The sequence below is a fragment of the Oleiagrimonas sp. MCCC 1A03011 genome, assembly GCF_003267965.1.
In the GTDB taxonomy this organism is placed as follows: Bacteria; Pseudomonadota; Gammaproteobacteria; order Xanthomonadales; family Rhodanobacteraceae; genus Oleiagrimonas; species Oleiagrimonas citrea.
On record NZ_MSPY01000007.1, the window covers coordinates 82,992 to 101,270 of the forward strand.

Below are 18,279 nucleotides of genomic sequence, written 5' to 3' on the forward strand. Positions count from 1 at the left end.
CCTGGGGACGACTCGGGATTCGGAAGGAGCATCACTTGCGCGATGAGACCAGTGTAGCGAGCGCCGACACGCGCTGGCGAGCCGCGTTCCTGATCGCCTTCACGCTTCTGCAAACGTTGAAGCTGGGTGTTGCCGCGCGCCTGGCGCCGTTCGTCGACGAGGCGTTCTACTGGCAGGAAAGCCGGCATCTGGCCTGGGGCTACAGCGATTTGCCGCCGCTTACCGCGTGGCTGATCCGCGCCGGCGAAACCGTGGCCGGGCACGGCCTGCTCGGCATGCGCTGGCCGTTCCTGCTGCTGGGGGCATCGCTGCCGTGGCTGGTCGTGGCCTTTGCGCGGCGTCACTTCGGCGTGCGTGTGGGCTGGCAGGCGGGCCTGTGGTGTCTGGCTCTGCCGTTGGCCGGTTCGATGGGCATTCTGGCGTTGCCCGATGTGCCGTTGACCGCGGCGATCATGCTGGCCGTGCTGGCCCTGTCCTCGGCGTTGTCGACGGATCGCTGGCGTGACTGGTTGCTGCTTGGCGTCGCGCTGGCGCTGGCCTGGATGACGCATTATCGGGCGGCCATGGTCATGCTGGCCGGGCTGATCCTCCTGCTGGTCACGCCGCGCGGTCGTGCGCAGTGGCGGCGCCCCGGGTTGTGGCTGGCGCTCGGCGTGGCCGCGCTCGGCCTGCTTCCGTTGATCGTGTCCAATCTGCATCAACGGGGTGCGGGACTGGAGTTCCAGCTGGTGCAGCGAAACCCTTGGCGGTTTCATGCCGATGCGCTGGTACAGCCGCTGGAGCAGGCGCTGGTTTGCACACCACTACTGTATCTCCTGCTGTTGTGGGTTGCGTGGAAAAGCGTGCAGCGCATGCGTGATGGCCAGGCTGGCTGGGATGTGATCGCCGTCACCGCCGGTACCTTCCTCGGCGCGTATTTCCTGTTCGGCTTGTTTGCCGACGACACGCATTTTCGCGTGCACTGGCCGTTGCCGGGTTATCTACCGCTGCTGGCTGTACTGCCGGTGTTGCTGACCGGAGTCCGAGGCTGGCGACGCGTATACGTGCATGTTGCGGCCGGGCTGGCCGTGCTCGGCCAGGTCGCTTTGTTGATGTGGTTGACGCTGGCCAGTGTTCCGGGCGGCGTGGCGTGGCTGCACGGTGTGAAGGCCTTCCCGGAAAACTTCGTCGGCTGGGATCGGAGTTCGGTCGTCGTGGAGCGTCTGCTTGCCGCCGCGCCGCGCGGCACGGTGCTGGTTGCCGATAACTTCAAGCTGGCCGCCGAGATCGATTTCCAGCTGGACGGCACGCGTCCCGTCTACGTGCTGGACAGCCCGCTCAACGTGAAGCACGGGCGCAGTCCGCAATTGCGCATTTGGCATCGTGATGGTCAGTCCTTGCGGAACCGGCTCGCGGGTTTGCCGATGCTGCTGGCGGTGGAGGAGAGCGCGTTGCCCGAACGCGAGCAGCCACATGTACTGGGCCGGATGTGTCGCCGTATCCGGGATCCGAGGCTGCTGGATGCGTTGCAGATGGACCATGGACGCAAGCGCTTCGCGTTCTACGCGGGCACGGTTCCCGCGCAGCTCGGGCCGATTCGCCCGCGCGACGATTGCGTGATCTGGCGACACGCCTACCGAACGCGCGAAGCCGCGCGTTGACGATTCAGGGCAAGGTCACGCCACAATCGCGCAGGGTGCGGGCCAGCGCGATGAGCGGCAGGCCGATCAAGGCTGTCGGGTCATGTGTTTCGACGCGCTCGAACAGGCTGATGCCGAGTCCCTCGCACTTGAAGCTGCCCGCGCAATCCAGGGGGCGCTCGCGTTCGACGTAGCGAGCGATGGTCGCGGCGTCCAGGGGGCGGAACTGGACGACGGTTCGATCGAGAAAACTGTGCTCCCGGCGATTTCCGTCCCGCGGCGCGATCACGCAGACAGCTGTGTGGAAGTGCACACAGCGACCGCTGCTGGCGGCCAGCTGTGCGTGAGCCGTGGCGTTATCGCCGGGTTTGTCGAGCACCACGCCATTCAGTTCGGCAACCTGATCGGAACCGATGACCAGGGCGTCGGCCATGTCCGGTCGGTCGGCGACGGCGCGCGCCTTGTCTGCGGCCAGGCGAACGGCGCGGTCGGCGGGGGACTCGCCAGTTCGTGCGATTTCGTCGATGCCGGGTGCGATGCAGGTGAAATCGTCCAGCAGCCGACGCAACAGATCGGCGCGGTAGCGCGAGGTGGAGGCCAGTACGATGCGTGGTGGGTTCATTGCAGCTTGTCGCGTTCGATGCGGTCGCGGACCGCCTGGTCCAGGTCCCGCTGGGCGCGGCCCAGGGCGGCCAGTTGCGGTTCCATCTGCCGTCGGGCCTGTTTCAGCGCATCGACGGCCTCGTCCAGTTGCTTCTGGGTCGCGGTTTCGGCGTGGTCGCGAATCCACAGGCGATGCTGCAGCAAGGAGCGAAGCCCCGAATCCACGGCCTGCCGCGCCTCGTTCTCGTTGGCGCTGGGGGTGGTCGGCGACAGCGACATCACGGCATGCGCCTGATTCAGCCGCTGCCGGCATTCCTTGAGATCGCTTTCCAGCCGGTCGGCGTTGTCCAGCAGGGCTTCCAGGGTTCGCGTGCGACGGCGCTCGCGCAGGATTTGCCGGCCGGTGTAAGCCAGTCCGATAAGGATGATCAGCAGCAGAAGGACGCTGAGAGACAGCGCGGTCGGATTCAAGTGCATTCCCCCGGTCGTGCGATCTTCAGTGTGGTGCACCGCGGCAAGGCCTGCAAGCTTGTCGCTGTCGGCTTTACAGGGTTTGACTGGTGCGCTCTCTGGACCTAGAATTGCGCGGATATGTCCGTGTCTCTGCCAGCATTCGTCGACGCGTGGCGCATGGTCGAGGAACGTCGCATCTTCGAGGGTGCGCTCCCGATCGCCGGTTTCAAGCGCCTGCGAAGCCTGTTGGCTGACGAGGCGGGCGAAGCGCGTTACAAGCTCGAATTCGTGCGCAACGAGTTGGGCGCGGCTTCCTTGCTGGTCGAGGTGTCGGCGTCGCTGACATTGATCTGCCAGCGCACGCTGGAGCCGTTCGTGCTTCCGGCCGAGGTCAAGTCGCGGCTGGGGCTGATCGCCCACGAACGCGAAGAGGCGGCGCTGGCGCCCGAGTACGAACCGTTGCTGGTGGACGCGGATGGCCGCATCGATCCGGCGGCGGTGATCGAAGACGAACTGGTGTTGGCGGTGCCCCTGGTGCCGGTGTCACCGACAAGCGAATGGCCCGAGGAGGGCCGCGGCGCCGGCCCGATGGTCGAGTCGGACGCCGAAAGCAGAGAAAACCCGTTCGCGGTCTTGCGCGAACTGAAGAAACACTGATTTTTCCGGAGAAGCACCATGGCAGTTCAGAAGAGCCGCAGAACCCCTTCCACCCGCGGCATGCGCCGTGCGCACGACGCGCTGAAGCCCGTGCAGCTGTCCACCGACCCGACCAGCGGCGAGGTGCATCGTCGTCACCACGTGACCAAGGATGGCTACTACCGCGGTCGCAAGGTCATCGACCGTGCCGACCAGATCGTCGACGAAGAGTAAGCTTCGTTCGGGATCGGCAAGTTTGTGCAGGGCGGCGCGGCAACGCGCCGCTTTGCGTTTGGCGTCAGGTCCGCATCGGCCGCAATTGCGTTAGAGTGCAGGGTCTGAATCCGGGGCGGATGTCCGCTCCACCGCTGGCATGGGGGATAGAACCCTGAAGTACGCACGCATCATCGCAACCGGCAGCGCGCTCCCCGAGCGCACCGTGACCAACGCCGATCTCGAAAAGCTGGTCGAGACCAGCGACGAATGGATCCGCACCCGCACCGGCATCCGTGAGCGCCGTGTCGCCAACGCCGAGGAAACCACCGGCGAACTTGGCTACCGCGCCGCGCTGCAGGCGCTCGAACGCGCTGGCGTAAAGGCCTCCGAGCTCGACTTGATCGTGGTCGGCACGACCACGCCCGACATCATCTTCCCGTCCACCGCCTGTCTGATCCAGCATCGCCTGGGCGCGAATGGTTGTGCGGCGTTCGACGTCAATGCGGCCTGTTCGGGTTTCGTCTATGCCTTGGGCGTGGCCGACAAGTTCATCCGCAGCGGTCAGTCGAAGAAGGTGCTGGTGATCGGCGCCGAGACGCTGACGCGCATGGTCGACTGGAACGAGCGTGAAACCTGCGTGCTGTTCGGCGATGGCGCTGGTGCGGTGGTGCTGGAAGCCTCGGACGAGCCGGGCATCCTGGCCACCTGCATGCACGCCGACGGCGGCTACAAGGAACTGTTGTACAACCCGGTCGGCGTTTCCGCCGGCTTCAAGGACGAGCCCAATCATGGCGTGCGCATCCGCATGAGCGGGCGCGAAGTGTTCAAGGTCGCGGTGAAGACCCTGGACTCGCTGGTCGGCGAGACGCTCGGCGCAGTCGGCATGGACGAGTCGGAAATCGACTGGCTGATTCCGCACCAGGCCAACCTGCGCATCATCGAGGCCACCGCCAAGCGTCTGAAGATGTCGATGGATCGCGTCATCGTGACGGTCGACAAGCACGCCAACACCTCGTCCGGTTCGGTGCCGCTGGCGCTGGACGCCGCCGTGAGCTCGGGCAAGGTCCAGCGAGGCCAGAACCTGTTGCTGGAAGCCTTCGGCGGCGGGTTCACGTGGGCTTCGGCGCTGGTGCGTTACTGAGTGCCAGCATCGCTGGGTCTGAATCCGCAACGGCCGCCACAGGGCGGCCGTTGTCGTTTACGGGCGGCTCGAAGTGTGACGCGCGATCGATTCAAACGCTCGACTGCTGAACCGCGCGGCCAATGCTGGCATCCTTTACGGTTTGTCATTCCAGGAACGCAGAATTCACCATGACCGCGACTTCAGCATCTCTCGCATTCGTGTTTCCCGGCCAGGGTTCGCAGTCTGTCGGCATGCTCGCCGAGCTGGCAGCCGCGCATCCGGAGGTTCAGGCAACGTTCGCCGAAGCATCCGAAGGCGCCGGCGCTGATCTATGGGCGCTGTCGCAGCAGGGGCCGGAAGATGCGCTCAACCGCACCGAGAACACCCAGCCGGCGCTTCTTGCTGCGGGTGTTGCGGTATGGCGCGTGTGGATCAAGCTGGGCGGCGTGCAGCCGGCGCAGCTGGCCGGGCACAGCTTGGGCGAGTACACGGCGCTGGTCTGTGCTGGCGCGTTGTCGCTGCATGACGGCGCGGCACTGGTGGCCGAACGCGGTCGCCTGATGCAGAGTGCGGTACCGGTCGGCGTGGGCGGCATGGCCGCCGTGCTGGGTGGCGACGATGCTCGCATCGCCGAGATTTGCGCAGAGGTCGCGGGTGATCAGGTGGTTGCGCCGGCCAACTTCAATTCGCCGGGCCAGGTTGTCATTGCCGGACACGCCGAAGCCGTCGATCGAGCACTGGCGAAGCTGACCGAAGAAGGCGTGAAGAAGACCGTGAAGCTGGCCATGTCGGTGCCCTCGCACTGCGCGTTGATGAGCGAGGCGGCTGAACAGCTGGCCGAGCGCATGGCCGGCATGCACTGGAGCGCGCCGACGCTGCCCGTGGTGCAGAACGCCGACGCGAAGGTTCATGCCGATCTGGATGCGATTCGCGACGCGCTGCGCCGTCAGCTGTTCATGCCGGTGCGCTGGACCGAATGCGTGCAAGCGCTGGCCGCTGCCGGCGCGACCGCGCTGGGCGAATGCGGGCCGGGCAAGGTTTTGACCGCCCTGACGCGACGCATCGACCGAGGCCTCGATGCGCGCGCGCTGGGCATGCCGGACACCATCGAAGCGGCGAGCGAAGCCTGGGCTTGAGCGCCCTCTGACTCCCACACATCATCATCGAGTACAAAGGACTTCCACCATGAGCAAGCCCCTCGAAGGCGAAATCGCCCTGGTCACTGGCGCCACGCGCGGGATCGGCGCGGCCATTGCCGATACCCTGGCCGCGCAGGGCGCGACGGTGGTCGGCACGGCCACCAGCGAGAACGGCGCGTCGACCATTGATGCGCGCCTGAAGCCCCACGGCGGCGCGGGTCGCGTCCTCAACGTCACCGACGCAGCCGGCGTGGACGCGCTGATCGGCGAGATCGCCAAGGAATTCGGCCCGGTGTCGATTCTGGTCAACAACGCCGGCATCACCCGCGACCAGCTGCTGATGCGCATGAAGGACGAGGAATGGGACGACATTCTCGCCACCAACCTGACCTCGGTCTTCCGCACGTCCAAGGCCGTCATGCGCGGCATGATGAAGGCGCGCAAGGGCCGCATCATCAACATCGGTTCGGTGGTCGGAACCACTGGCAATCCGGGGCAGACCAACTACGCGGCGGCCAAGGCCGGCATCATCGCATTCTCCAAGTCGCTGGCGCGTGAGGTCGGTTCGCGCGGCATTACCGTCAACGTGGTGGCGCCGGGCTTCATCGACACCGACATGACGCGGGCACTGGACGAGACGCAGCGATCCACGCTGGAGACGCAGATCGCGCTGGGCCGTCTGGGGGCGCCCGAAGACATTGCCAACGCGGTGGCTTTCCTGGCCTCGCCGTCGGCGTCCTACGTGACCGGCGAGACGCTGCACGTCAACGGTGGCATGTACATGCCCTGAGGCTGTTCTGCCGTATGCGTGCATGAAAAAGGCCGCGGAAATCCGCGGCCTTTTTCGTTTCCGTCTCCCCCGATTTCAGCGGCGGGGGTCGGAATCGAAGGCATGTGGTCCATCCGCAGGCGGTTCGCTTTCCTTCTTCGGGTCGAGCTTGTCGCCCAGCAAGCGGCGGATGGCGACATAGAATACCGGGATCAGCAGCAGACCGAAGAACGTGGCGAAGAGCATGCCGCCGATCACACCCGTGCCGATGGCATGGCGCGCGTTGGCGCCGGCGCCGGTGGACAGGGCCAGCGGCAGCACGCCGAGGATGAAGGCCAGTGAGGTCATCAGGATCGGCCGCAGTCGCAGGCGCGCGGCTTCGACCACGCCTTCGCGCAGCGACTTGCCGGCCTGCTGCTGCTCGACCGCGAATTCGACGATCAGGATCGCGTTCTTCGCCGCCAGACCGATGATGGTGATCAGGCCGATCTTGAAGTACACGTCGTTGGGCAGGCCTCGCGCAAGCGCCGCGACGACCGCGCCAAGCACGCCCAGCGGCACCACCAGCAGCACGGAAACCGGAATCGACCAGCTCTCGTACAGCGCGGCCAGGGCCAGGAAAACCACGATGATCGACAGACCGAACAACAGCGGTGCCTGATTGCCCGAGACGATCTCCTGGTAGGACTGACCGGACCAGTCGATGCCGAAGCCCGGCGGCAGATCGTTGTCGACGATCTTCTGCATCGCCGTCATGGCCTGGCCCGAGCTGTAGCCCGGCGCGGCATTGCCGACGATCTCGACGGCGGAGTAGCCGTTGTAGCGACTGCGCGCGGGCGGTCCGGTGAACCACTTCGCGCTGACCACGCCGGACAGCGGAATCATGCCGTCACCGCCGCTCGTGCCACTGGCTTTCGAACTGGGCGTGTAGAAGTGCGACAGCGCGTTCTCGTTCATGCGGTAGGGCGCATCGGCCTGCATGATGACGCGTTTGACGCGGCCCTCGTAGAAGAAGTCATTGACGTACACCGGTGCCAGCATCAGCTGGATGGCGTTGTACACGTCGCTGACCGACAGTCCCATCGACTGCGCCTTGGTGCGATCCACGTTGAGTTGCACCTGCGGCGAATCGGGCAGGGAATTGGGACGAACATTGCTCAGCATCGGGTTCTGTGCGGCCTTGCCCAGCAGCACATTACGCGCACGCGTCAGTGCGGCATAGCCTTGGCCGGAGCGATCCTGCAGATACAGGTCGAAACCGCCGGTTTGGCCCAGACCCTGCACAGTGGGCACGTTGACGACAAAGACGTTGGCGTCGTGGATGTTCATCGCCATCGCGACGTTCGTGCGCTGGATGAACTGCTCGGCCGTCACATCGCGCTTGGACCAGTCCTTGAGTTTCATGAACACCATGCCGGCGTTCTCGCCTGCGCCCATGAAGCTGAAGCCGGAGATCTGGAAGATGCCTTCCACGGCCGGGTCCTTCTGCAGGACCTTGCGCATCTGCGTCATGACCTTGTTGGTACGTTGCAGGGTCGCACCCGGCGGCAACTGCACGATGGCCATGGCATAGCCCTGATCTTCCTGCGGCAGGAAGCTGCCGGGCAGGCGCGTGAACAGGAAGCCGCACAGGATCGTGATGAGCACGAACACCACCATCCAGCGCGGTGCATGGCCGATGGCCTTGCCGACATGATGGGTGTAGACATTCGTGGTGCGCTCGAAGAAGGTGTTGAACTTGCGGAACAGGAAGTTCTTCGGCTTGTGGTGTTCGGGCTTGAGCATCGACGCGCACAGCGCCGGCGTGAACGACAATGCCAGGAACGCCGAGAAACCCATCGACAGCGCGATGGTCAGCGCGAATTGCCGATAGATGGCGCCGACGCTGCCGCTCTGCAGTGCGCTGGGGATGAACACGGCCGCCAGCACCACCGAGATCGCCACCACCGCGCCGGTGATCTGGATCATCGCCTTTCGGGTGGCCTCCTTGGGCGGCAGATTCTCCTCGGTCATGATGCGTTCGACGTTCTCGATCACCACGATCGCGTCGTCGACCACGATGCCGATGGCCAGCACCATGCCGAACAGAGTCAGCTGGTTGATGGTGAAGCCGAGGATCAGCATGCCCAGGAAGGTGCCCAGCAACGCAACCGGAATCACCAGGGTCGGGATCAGCGTGGCCCGGAAGTTCTGCAGGAACAGCAGCATCACCAGGAACACCAGCACAATGGCCTCGATCAGGGTGTTCACGACCTCATCGATGGAGATCTTCACGAAGCTGGTGGAATCGTAGGGCACGAACCAGTCGACATTCTGCGGGAAGCTGGCCTGCAGTTCGGTCATCTTGCTGCGCACTTCCTGCGCCACGGTCAGGGCGTTGGCGCCGGGCAGCAGCTGAATGGCGAAGGCGCCGGTGGCCTTGCCGTTGTAGACGCTGTCGAAGCCATAGCTCTCGGGGCCGAACTGAATGCGCGCGACGTCCTTCAGCCGCACTGTGGTGCCGTCGTTGTTGGCGCGAAGTACGATGTTGCGGAACTGGTTGGGTGAGGTGAACCGGCTCTCCGCGGATACGGTAGCGGTATAGCCCTGGCCGGGTTCAGCGGGCGAGGAGCCGATCGAGCCTGCGGCAAACTGCACGTTCTGCGCGCGCACCGCATCCAGCACCTCGGTTGCCGACAGGCCATAGCCGTGCAGCTTGTCCGGATTCAGCCAGATGCGCATGGCGTACTGGGAACCGAACTGGCGCGTGCTGCCCACGCCGGGCAGGCGCGAGATCGGGTCGAGCACACGCGAGGCAATGACGTCATTGAGCGCGTTGCGGTCGAGTTTGTTGTCGTTCGAACGCAGCGCCACGACCATCAGGAAGCCGCTGTTGGCCTTGGCCACCACCACACCCTGCTGCACCACTTCGGAAGGCAGACGCGGCGTGGCCAGCGAGACCTTGTTCTGCACCTGCACCTGGGCGATGTCCGGATCGGTGCCGTCGGCGAAGGTCAGGTTGATATTGATGCGGCCGGTGGAGCTGGACGAGGAGCTGAAGTACAGCAGGTTGTCGATGCCGGTCAGCTGTTGCTCGATGACCTGGGTGACGCTCTTCTCGACCGTCTCGGCGCTGGCGCCCGGATAGCTGGCGCTGATCGTCACCTGCGGCGGGGCGATGTTCGGGTAGGACTCCACGCCGAGATTGGCGATGGAGATGACGCCGCCGATCGAGATCAGGATCGCAACCACCCATGCGAAGATCGGTCGCTCGATGAAAAATTTCGGCATGACGGATCCTCAGTGCTTGCCTGCGGCCGCGGCGGGCTTGCCGGTCGAGGCCGGTGCGGACGGCTTGGCGATGCGCGCCGGTTGTCCCGGTTGTGCGCGGGCAAGGCCGGAGACGATCAGGCGCTCGCCCTTGTCCAGTCCCGTGGTCACGATCCAGTTGTTCTGATAGGTACCGGCTGTCTGCACACGGCGCAGCTGGATCTTGTCGTCCTTGCCCAGCACCAGCACGTACGGCCCCGTGGTGTCGCGCTGCAGAGCCGACTCCGGCACCAGGTAGACGTGCTTGAGCGTGCCGAACGTGACCTTCAGGCGCGTGTACATGCCAGGGAGCAGGGATTTGTCCGGGTTCGGGATCACGCCGCGCAGATCGACAGCGCCGGTATCGGGATCGACGGTGGTGCCGGAGAAGTCCAGCGTGCCGGGCTGCCCGTAGGTGCTGCCGTCGGGCAGTGTCAGCCGCAGCTTGGCCTGGTTGGCGCCGAGCAGCGTGGCGCTGCCCCGTGCCTGAGCCTGGCGCAGACGATCCAGATCGTCCACGCTCATGGTGAAGTTCACGTACAGCGGGTCGATCTGATCGACCGTCGTCAGCAGCGTGGCGCTGCTCTGGCCGACCAGTGCGCCTTCAGTGACCTGCTGCTTGCCGGCACGGCCGTCGATGGGAGAACGCACTGTGGCGTAGCCGAGATTGATCTTCGCGCTCTCGACATTGGCGCGTGCCTGTTTCACTGCGGCCGCCGCGGTTCGCTCGGCGGCTTCGGCGTTGTCGAGGTCGGATTGCGAGACGAAACCCTTGGGGGCCAGGTCGCGCGCGCGCTTCGCTGCGATGCGCTTGTTGGTGTAGTCGGCCTGCGCCGAGGCGAGGGCGGCGCGAGCCGAATCCAGCGTGGCCTGCAGCGGCGCGGGGTCGATCTGGAACAGGATCTGCCCCTTCCGGACGGTGGTGCCCTCGTCGTATTCGCGCTTCAGCAGGACGCCGCTTACACGTGCGCGGACATCTGCGCTGCGATAGGCGGACAGGCGTCCAACCAAGTCGCGCACCAGCGGCACGGCCTGCGGCGCCATGACCTCGACGCCGACCTGTGCCGGCGGCCTCTGCGAGGAAGACGGGTTCTTGCCGCCGCAGGCCGAGAGCATGGCGGCGGCGAGCAGCGGGACGAAAACGGTAAGGACGCGCGGGCACGTGATGTTCATCGGAAATCCTTGAGACCGAGGCACGCAATGGTTGGAGACAGGAACCGAATCGGGACCCCATTCCACCGTGCTGGGTCGAGCACGAACGCCCGTCTCGGAACTGGTCCGTTGCTGGCAAGCAGGCAGACGACGACGCAGGGTGTGCTGGTGCGTACGGGGCAGGGTCACGCTCGGGTGTACTGGGCAGTCTAAGAATGCGCCGAACAGGCGTCAATCCGTGTCTTTTGGCATAGGTCCGGGGTCCGGCACGGTGGCGATTTCGATGCGATTGCGCCCCGCGCGCTTGGCTTGATAGAGCGCCTGGTCCGCGGCATGCAGCAGGGCTTCCGGTTCTCCACCGGTCGGCGGTTGCATGGCCAGGCCGATGGAAACGGTGAGATTGCCCAGCAATTTGCCCTGATGCTTCACTTTCATGGCGGCGACGGCCAGGCGGATCTCCTCGGCGCGCTTCAGTGCGCTTTCGCGGTCGGTTTCCGGCAGAATCAGCACGAATTCCTCGCCGCCGTAACGGCAGGCGATGTCCTCGGCGCGGATAGCGTCGCGCAGCAACGCCGAGAACTGCAGCAGCAACTCATCCCCGGCATCGTGGCCGTGAGTGTCGTTGAAGCGCTTGAAATGGTCCATGTCCAGCATCATCAGCGCCAGGCTGCGCTCGTGTCGACGGCTGCGCAGCAACTCGCGGCTGAGCGAGACTTCCAGGTAGCGGCGGTTGAACAGGCCGGTGAGCGGGTCGCGAATTGACTGGATGCGTAATGTTTCCTGCAGTTTCAGGTTGCCCAGCATGAGGCCGAGCTGCTCGCCCAGCGTGACGGCCAGGTCGTACTCCTCCGGGCGCATGCTGCCGAGGCGCTGGATGTGCAGCACGCCCAGCGTTTCGCCCTGGGCGAGCAGAGGTATGCACAGCCAGGTCGCATCGGTGTGGTTGGTCTGCCCGGTTTCCAGGTGCGCGCATCGGGCTTTCACGCGTGCATCGGGCGCCGGGTGCGGCTGACCGCGGCGCAAGGCCAGGCAGTCGTCCGGTGCGAACACGGTTTCGCTGTCCAGCCACAATACGCCCCATTCGGCCGCTTTTTCGGCGAGATTGCGCGAGGCGTTGATCAGCACCACCATGCCGACTGTGTCCGGAAGCATGTCTTCCAGACTGGGCGGAAGAATGCGCAGGGCCTCGTCGATGCTGCGGCAGCTCTGTAGCGACTCGTTCAGCATGTGCAGGCGCTGCATGCGGTCGGCCATGCCGCGCGACTCTTCCAGTGATTGGGCCAGTTGCGTGTAGGCGATCGCCAGTTCATCGTTTGCGTGCAGACGGATGCGCTGCTCGCGGATGACCAGGATCACGGCGCTGATAACCAGGAACAGTCCGAACAGCAGGCAGGCCAGGGTGAACCAGGTCGCCAGCATGGCGGACTGATTGCGGCGCGCTTCGCGTTCGCGTAGCAATTGCTGCTCGACGGCATGCATGACCCGGGTCTGCGAGGCGATGGGCCGCTCGACCTGTTCCGAGATCTGGTCATGCAGCAATTGCAGTGCACCGTCGCGGTCTCCGCGGTGTACCTGCGTCAGCATGTTCCGCATGCGCTTCACACGGGATTGCAGCGTATCGCGCAGTTCTTTGGCGCGAGCCTGCTGCGGCGGGTTGTCTGCCGTCATGCGGACCAGTCCGGCACTCAGCTTGTCGATGCGCGGCAATTGGGCGAAAAAGACGTCGAGCTGGCCGGCGTCGTTGGTCAGCAGATAGCCACGCAGGGCGGATTCGGCGCTGCGCAGTGCAAGGCTGGTCTTCAGCAGTTGTTGTTCGACCAGGTAGGAGTGCCGCGTCCAGCCGTTGTATTCGCGATAGCTGTGGGCATTGATGGCGACCGTGGCGGCGAGGCCGAGCACCAGGGCGATCGCGGCGCTGGCGATGATCATCAGGCGCCTGCGGAACCTGCGCGAGCGGCGGTGGGCGATGAGTCGTGAAGGCAATGCTGGATCAGCCGGGGGCTGCGGAGCTATCCTTGCCATCTCGATCCGCCTCCCGAGCGTTCTGTGAGGGCTGGCGGGACCATCATGCACAGCCTGGGTAAGCGATACGGATCATGCCCCGAAGCCAGCGTTTCACGCAGCCGTCGGAAGCGTCGATGTCCCCATCGCAGCCTCCCATCGCGGACCTTCGAGTCGGCGTTGCACGTTTCGATGGTCATGCACTCCCACGTTCCGAATCGTTCGCGCGTCTCCCGTGCGCTGGATCGTGTTGCTCCTTTCCGGTCCAAATCACTCACTAGCTTCGTAAAGCAGAATTGACCATGAATCAAGCCAAGCACATGGAAGCGGATCGCTTCCTCGGTCAAGTTCGTGAACACGTCGAGCGCCTGTCCGCCCAGTCGAAAGAAGTCGATCTGGCGCAGTTGCAGGTGCTGAGCGACGGGTTCTTCTCACGGATGGCGCAGATCGATCGCGATCAGCATGCGCCGGAGGAATGGGCCGCGCTGCTGCTCGAACTGCACGGGTTCATGGCGACTCGTCCGTTCCACGGGCGTGCACATATGCGCATTTTCAACCCGATACGCGAGCAGGCCGGTTGGGGCGGGCTTCGCACCACCGTGCAGGTGGTCACCGACGACATGCCATTCCTGGTCGACACGCTGACCATGGCCGTGGCCCGCGCCGAGCTCGACGTGCACATGGTCGCGCACCCGGTCTTCGCGGTGCTGCGCGAGACGGACGGCACATTGCAGGAGCTGAGTCAGGAAGGCATCGACCAGCCGCACGAGTCCATCATGCACCTGGAGATCGATCGGCTGGCCGACGACGACGCCTGCGAGCGCCTGCGCGACGAACTGGAAGCCTCGCTGTCGGATGTGCGCCTGGCGGTCGAGGACTGGCAGCGCATGCGCGGCATGATGCTCGACATCTCCGAAGATCTGCCGCGCCGCGAACTGCCGCTGGACGAGGCGGCGGTGTCCGAAGCGCAGTCCTTCCTGCGGTGGGCCGCCGACGACAACTTCACCTTCCTCGGCTACCGCGAGTACGAGGTCGCCGATGTCGATGGCGACGAGGTGCTGCGCACCGTCAAGGATTCGGGGCAGGGCATCCTGCGCGACGACAGCCGCGCCACCGCGCCGCGTTCGCTGAAGACGCTGGCGGCATCGCGCCTGCCGCAGTCCGGCGCCATGGACGCGATCATCCTGACCAAGACCAACGCCCGTTCGCGCGTGCACCGTCCCGGTTACATGGATTACATCGGCGTGCTCAAGTTCGACGCCGAGGGCCGTCCGGTCGCCGAGCAGCGATTCCTGGGCCTGTTCACTTCGACGGCCTACACCAAGCGTCCGCAGGACATGCCGCTGGTGCGCCTGAAGTACGAATCGGTGATGCGCCGTTCCGGCCTGCGTCGCAATGCGTATTCCGGCAAGGCGTTGCGCCATATCCTGGAGACGCTGCCGCGCGACGAGCTGCTGCAGGGCTCGCCCGAGGAACTGTTCGACATGGCCATGGGGGTGCTCGAGCTCAAGGAGCGCGCCCGTCCGCGTCTGTTCGTGCGTCGCGATCAGTACGGACGCTTCTTCTCCTGTCTGGCGTTCATTCCTCGTCAGCGCTTCAATACCACCGTCCGTCATCGTCTGGAGCGCATGCTGTGCGACGCGCTGCACGGGGATTCGCTCGATTCCAGCGTGCTGATGGGCGAGTCCGCACTGGCGCGCCTGCACGTGGTGGTGCGTCCGATGCCGGGCGACACGCCCGCCGTCGACACCGATGCGCTCGAGGAGGAGCTGGTCGGCATCGTGCGCAACTGGCAGGACGATCTTCGTGACAGCCTGGTGCACGAGTTGGGCGAAATCGAAGGTCTCGGGCTGGCCAATCGCTACGGCGCCGCGCTTCCGGCCGGCTACATCGAGGAAGTTTCCGCCGATGTCGCCGCCGCCGACGTGCAGGCGCTGGCGCAGCTCGATGACGATCAGGCCGTGCGCATGTCGTTCTACCGGCCGCAGCAGCAGCCGGATCAGCTGCGCTTCAAGGTCTACCGCCGCGGCGTGGACATCCCGCTGTCGGACATGTTGCCGCAGCTGGAGAACCTGGGTCTGCGCGTGCTGACCGAGCACGTCTACGACATGCAGGTGGACGATGCGCGGCTGTTCATCCAGGATTTCGAGGTGCGTCCCGACGGCGATCTGCTGTTCCCGGTCGATCAGGTCGGTGGCCACTTCGAGGGCGCCTTCGAGAACGTCTGGCGCGGCAACGCGGAGAGCGACGGCTTCAACCGCCTGGTGCTGGGCGCGCTGCTGCACTGGCGCCAGGTCGCCATGCTGCGCGGCTACTGCAAGTACCTGCAGCAGGTCGGCATCGCCTTCTCGCAGAGCTACATGGAAGAGACGCTGAACCGCTATCCCGGCATCGCCAATCTGCTGGTGGAGCTGTTCAATGCCAAGTTCGATCCGCGCCGCGAGCAGCGTGACGAGGACACCCTGGCGGCGCACGAAAAGCAGCTCCGCGGCGAGATGGACGTGTTGGTGCCGCAGTCGCTATCGGTCGATCGCGCCGGCTTCATCAACCGCGTGGTCGGTGCGCTGCGGCAGGATCGCGCCACACAGATCGACATCTACTGGCAGGCCATCAAGGTGCTGCTGGACGGCGTCGCGAGCCTCGATGACGAGCGCATCATCAAGAGCTACATGGACGTCATCCGCGCGACCCTGCGCACCAGCTACTTCCAGCGTCCGGACGGCGCCGCGCGGCACTACATCAGCTTCAAGTTCGATTCCTCGCTGGTGCCCGATGCGCCCAAGCCGGTGCCGTACCGCGAGATCTTCGTCTACGGGCCGCGCGTGGAAGGCATCCATCTGCGCTTCGGCGCGGTCGCGCGCGGCGGCCTGCGCTGGTCGGATCGCCGCGAGGACTTCCGCACCGAGGTGCTGGGTCTGGTCAAGGCGCAGATGGTCAAGAACACCGTCATCGTGCCGGTCGGCTCCAAGGGTGGCTTCTTCGTCAAGCAGCCGCCGGAGAGCGGCGAGCGCGAGGACATCCAGGCCGAAGGCGTGGCGTGCTACCGCATGTTCATCGAGGGCCTGCTCGACATCACCGACAACCTGATGGACGGCAAGGTCGTGCCGCCGCAGGACGTGGTGCGTCACGACGACGACGATCCGTACCTCGTCGTCGCCGCCGACAAGGGCACGGCAACGTTCTCCGACATTGCCAACGGCATCGCCATCGATCACGGCTACTGGCTGGGCGATGCGTTCGCCTCCGGCGGTTCCAACGGCTACGACCACAAGGGCATGGGCATCACCGCCAAGGGCGCCTGGGAGTCGGTCAAGCGCCACTTCCGCGCACTCGGTCGCGATAGCCAGGGCGAGGACTTCACCTGTGTCGGCGTCGGCGACATGTCCGGTGACGTGTTCGGCAACGGCATGCTGCTGTCGCGCCATATCCGCCTGCTGGCCGCGTTCGACCATCGCCATATCTTCCTCGATCCGAATCCGGACGCGGCGACCTCGTACGCCGAGCGTGAGCGCATGTTCGCGCTGCCGCGTTCGAGCTGGGAGGACTACGACAAGAGCCTGATCTCCGAGGGGGGCGGCGTCTGGCCGCGTTCGGCGAAGTCGATTCCGGTGTCCGAACCGGTGCGCAAGGTGCTGGGTCTGCGCAATGACGTCGAACAGCTTTCGCCCAACGAGCTGATGAACGCGATTCTCAAGGCGCCGGCCGACCTGCTGTGGAACGGTGGCATCGGCACCTACGTCAAGGCGTCCAGCGAGACGCACGCCGACGCCGGCGACCGCGCCAACAACGCACTGCGCATCGACGGCAACGAGCTGCGCTGCAAGGTGGTGGGCGAGGGCGGCAATCTGGGCCTGACCCAGAAGGGTCGCATCGAGGCCGCGCTGAACGGCGTGCTGCTGAACACCGACTTCATCGACAACTCGGCCGGCGTGGACACGTCCGACCATGAGGTCAACATCAAGATCCTGCTGGGCGATGCCGTGCATCGCGGCGAGCTGGACACGGACGGCCGCAACGAGCAGCTGGCGGCGATGACCGACGAGGTCGAGCGCCTGGTGCTGTGGGACAACTACCGCCAGAACTATGCCATCACCATGATGGAGCACATGGCGGCCAAGCGCATCGGCTCGATGGCGCACTTCATCCGCACGCTGGAAGCGGAAGGCCTGCTCGACCGCCAGGTCGAGTCGCTGCCCAGCGATGCCGAACTGACCGAGCGCAAGACCCGTGGCCTGGGCCTGACCCGGCCGGAGCTGTCAGTGTTGCTGTCCTACGACAAGCTCAAGCTGTTCCAGCAGTTGCTGGATTCGGACGTGCCCGAGGATCCGTATCTGTCGCGCGAGCTGGAGCGCTACTTCCCCGAGCCGCTGCGCGAACCGTATGCCGAGCACATGCAGCGCCATCGCCTGAAACGCGAGATCATCGCCACGGCGGTGACCAACTCGACCATCAACCGCATGGGCGCGACCTTCATGATGCGCATGGCCGAGGACACCGGCCAGGGTCCGGCGGCGATCGCCAAGGCCTTCACCGCCGCGCGCGAGATTCTCGACGCTCGTGGGTTGTGGGCCGATATCGAGGTGATGGATGGCAAGGTTGCCGAGGACACCCAGATCGACGCCAAGCTGCACATCTGGGGTCTGCTGCGCCACCTGACCCGCTGGCTGCTGACGCGTCCGGGCGGCACGCTGGATATTGCCGCCAACGTCGAGCGCTACCAGCCGGGCATGAACGCATTGCGTGAGGCCCTGCCGAAGGCATTGACGCCGACGGGTTGCTCCGACTTCGAAGCGGGCAAGGAGAAGTGGGAAGGTCTGGGCATGCCGGCCGATCTGGCGCTGCGTCTGGCGCGCATTCCGCTGCTGCGCTCGGGGCTGGACATGATCGAGGTGTCGATGCAGAGCGGCAAGCCGGTCGAACAGGTCGCCAGTGTGTTCTTCGGTCTGGCCGGTGCACTGGATCTGGACTGGCTGCGCGGGCAGGTCGAGGCGCTTCCGGTGGAAAGCAGCTGGCATGCGCAGGCGCGCGGTTCGTTGCTCGAGGAGTTGAGTCATCAGCATCGCGCACTTTCCGCCCAGGTGCTCGGCTACGCGGGTGACCGCTACGGGCAGGAGGCGGTCTCGGTATGGCTGGATCGCGACGATCCGACGCTCAAGCACACTCGCGCCATGCTGGCCGACATTCTGACCCAGAACGCCGATTACCCGATCGCTTCGGTCGCGGTGCGTCGCCTGGCGCAACTGGCGCAGATGCAGCTCGACTGAGTAAGCTCGGGCAGGT

The 18,279-nt window shown here is 65.3% G+C and carries 12 protein-coding genes; 7 read left to right on the forward strand and 5 right to left on the reverse strand.

What is annotated here, in order from left to right; translation table 11 throughout:
- Positions 1-35: 35 nt before the first annotated feature.
- Positions 36-1,640: a glycosyltransferase family 39 protein gene (locus BTJ49_RS13220; protein WP_113065886.1), complete on the forward strand. Its 1,605-nt coding sequence runs from the start codon at positions 36-38 to the stop codon at positions 1,638-1,640.
- Positions 1,641-1,644: 4 nt separating this feature from the next.
- Here the strand turns inward: BTJ49_RS13220 and BTJ49_RS13225 are convergent, their stop codons facing one another.
- Positions 1,645-2,241 carry a Maf family protein gene (locus tag BTJ49_RS13225; RefSeq protein WP_113065887.1) on the reverse strand — a complete coding sequence of 199 codons (597 nt, stop codon included), beginning with the start codon at positions 2,239-2,241 and terminating at the stop codon, positions 1,645-1,647.
- On the reverse strand, positions 2,238-2,693 hold the full coding sequence (locus BTJ49_RS13230; protein ID WP_113065972.1) for a hypothetical protein: 456 nt from the start codon (positions 2,691-2,693) through the stop codon (positions 2,238-2,240). Before BTJ49_RS13230 ends, BTJ49_RS13225 begins: the two co-directional genes overlap by 4 nt.
- 120 nt (positions 2,694-2,813) lie before the next feature.
- Here BTJ49_RS13230 and BTJ49_RS13235 point away from each other — a divergent pair, with 120 nt between their 5' ends.
- From BTJ49_RS13235 to fabG, 5 genes are all read left to right on the forward strand, one after another.
- Positions 2,814-3,332: a YceD family protein gene (locus BTJ49_RS13235; protein WP_113065888.1), complete on the forward strand. Its 519-nt coding sequence runs from the start codon at positions 2,814-2,816 to the stop codon at positions 3,330-3,332.
- A gap of 18 nt (positions 3,333-3,350) precedes the next feature.
- Entirely contained in the window at positions 3,351-3,545 is a 195-nt protein-coding gene (rpmF, locus tag BTJ49_RS13240) for a 50S ribosomal protein L32 (protein ID WP_113065889.1), read from the forward strand.
- A 139-nt stretch (positions 3,546-3,684) separates the two neighbouring features.
- Positions 3,685-4,668, forward strand: coding sequence for a beta-ketoacyl-ACP synthase III (locus BTJ49_RS13245; protein WP_113065890.1), 984 nt, complete (start codon positions 3,685-3,687; stop codon positions 4,666-4,668).
- A gap of 170 nt (positions 4,669-4,838) precedes the next feature.
- Positions 4,839-5,786, forward strand: a complete 948-nt coding sequence (gene fabD, locus BTJ49_RS13250) for an ACP S-malonyltransferase (RefSeq protein WP_113065891.1) — start codon at positions 4,839-4,841, stop codon at positions 5,784-5,786.
- 49 nt (positions 5,787-5,835) lie between these two features.
- Complete coding sequence (fabG, locus tag BTJ49_RS13255) at positions 5,836-6,579, forward strand: 3-oxoacyl-ACP reductase FabG (RefSeq protein ID WP_113065892.1); 744 nt, start codon at positions 5,836-5,838, stop codon at positions 6,577-6,579.
- A gap of 75 nt (positions 6,580-6,654) precedes the next feature.
- On the opposite strand, the gene BTJ49_RS13260 is transcribed toward fabG, so the two are convergent.
- The 3 genes from BTJ49_RS13260 to BTJ49_RS13270 all read right to left on the reverse strand — a co-directional run bounded on the left by BTJ49_RS13260 (position 6,655) and on the right by BTJ49_RS13270 (position 12,927).
- A complete protein-coding gene (locus BTJ49_RS13260; protein WP_113065893.1) occupies positions 6,655-9,828 on the reverse strand; it encodes an efflux RND transporter permease subunit in 3,174 nt (1,057 codons plus the stop codon).
- A 9-nt stretch (positions 9,829-9,837) separates the two neighbouring features.
- Positions 9,838-11,019, reverse strand: a complete 1,182-nt coding sequence (locus tag BTJ49_RS13265; RefSeq protein WP_113065894.1) for an efflux RND transporter periplasmic adaptor subunit — start codon at positions 11,017-11,019, stop codon at positions 9,838-9,840.
- A gap of 210 nt (positions 11,020-11,229) precedes the next feature.
- Positions 11,230-12,927 carry a GGDEF domain-containing protein gene (locus BTJ49_RS13270; RefSeq protein ID WP_168184747.1) on the reverse strand — a complete coding sequence of 566 codons (1,698 nt, stop codon included), beginning with the start codon at positions 12,925-12,927 and terminating at the stop codon, positions 11,230-11,232.
- A gap of 509 nt (positions 12,928-13,436) precedes the next feature.
- Here BTJ49_RS13270 and BTJ49_RS13275 point away from each other — a divergent pair.
- A complete protein-coding gene (locus tag BTJ49_RS13275; protein ID WP_240601839.1) occupies positions 13,437-18,263 on the forward strand; it encodes an NAD-glutamate dehydrogenase in 4,827 nt (1,608 codons plus the stop codon).
- The last annotated feature ends 16 nt before the right edge of the window (positions 18,264-18,279 follow it).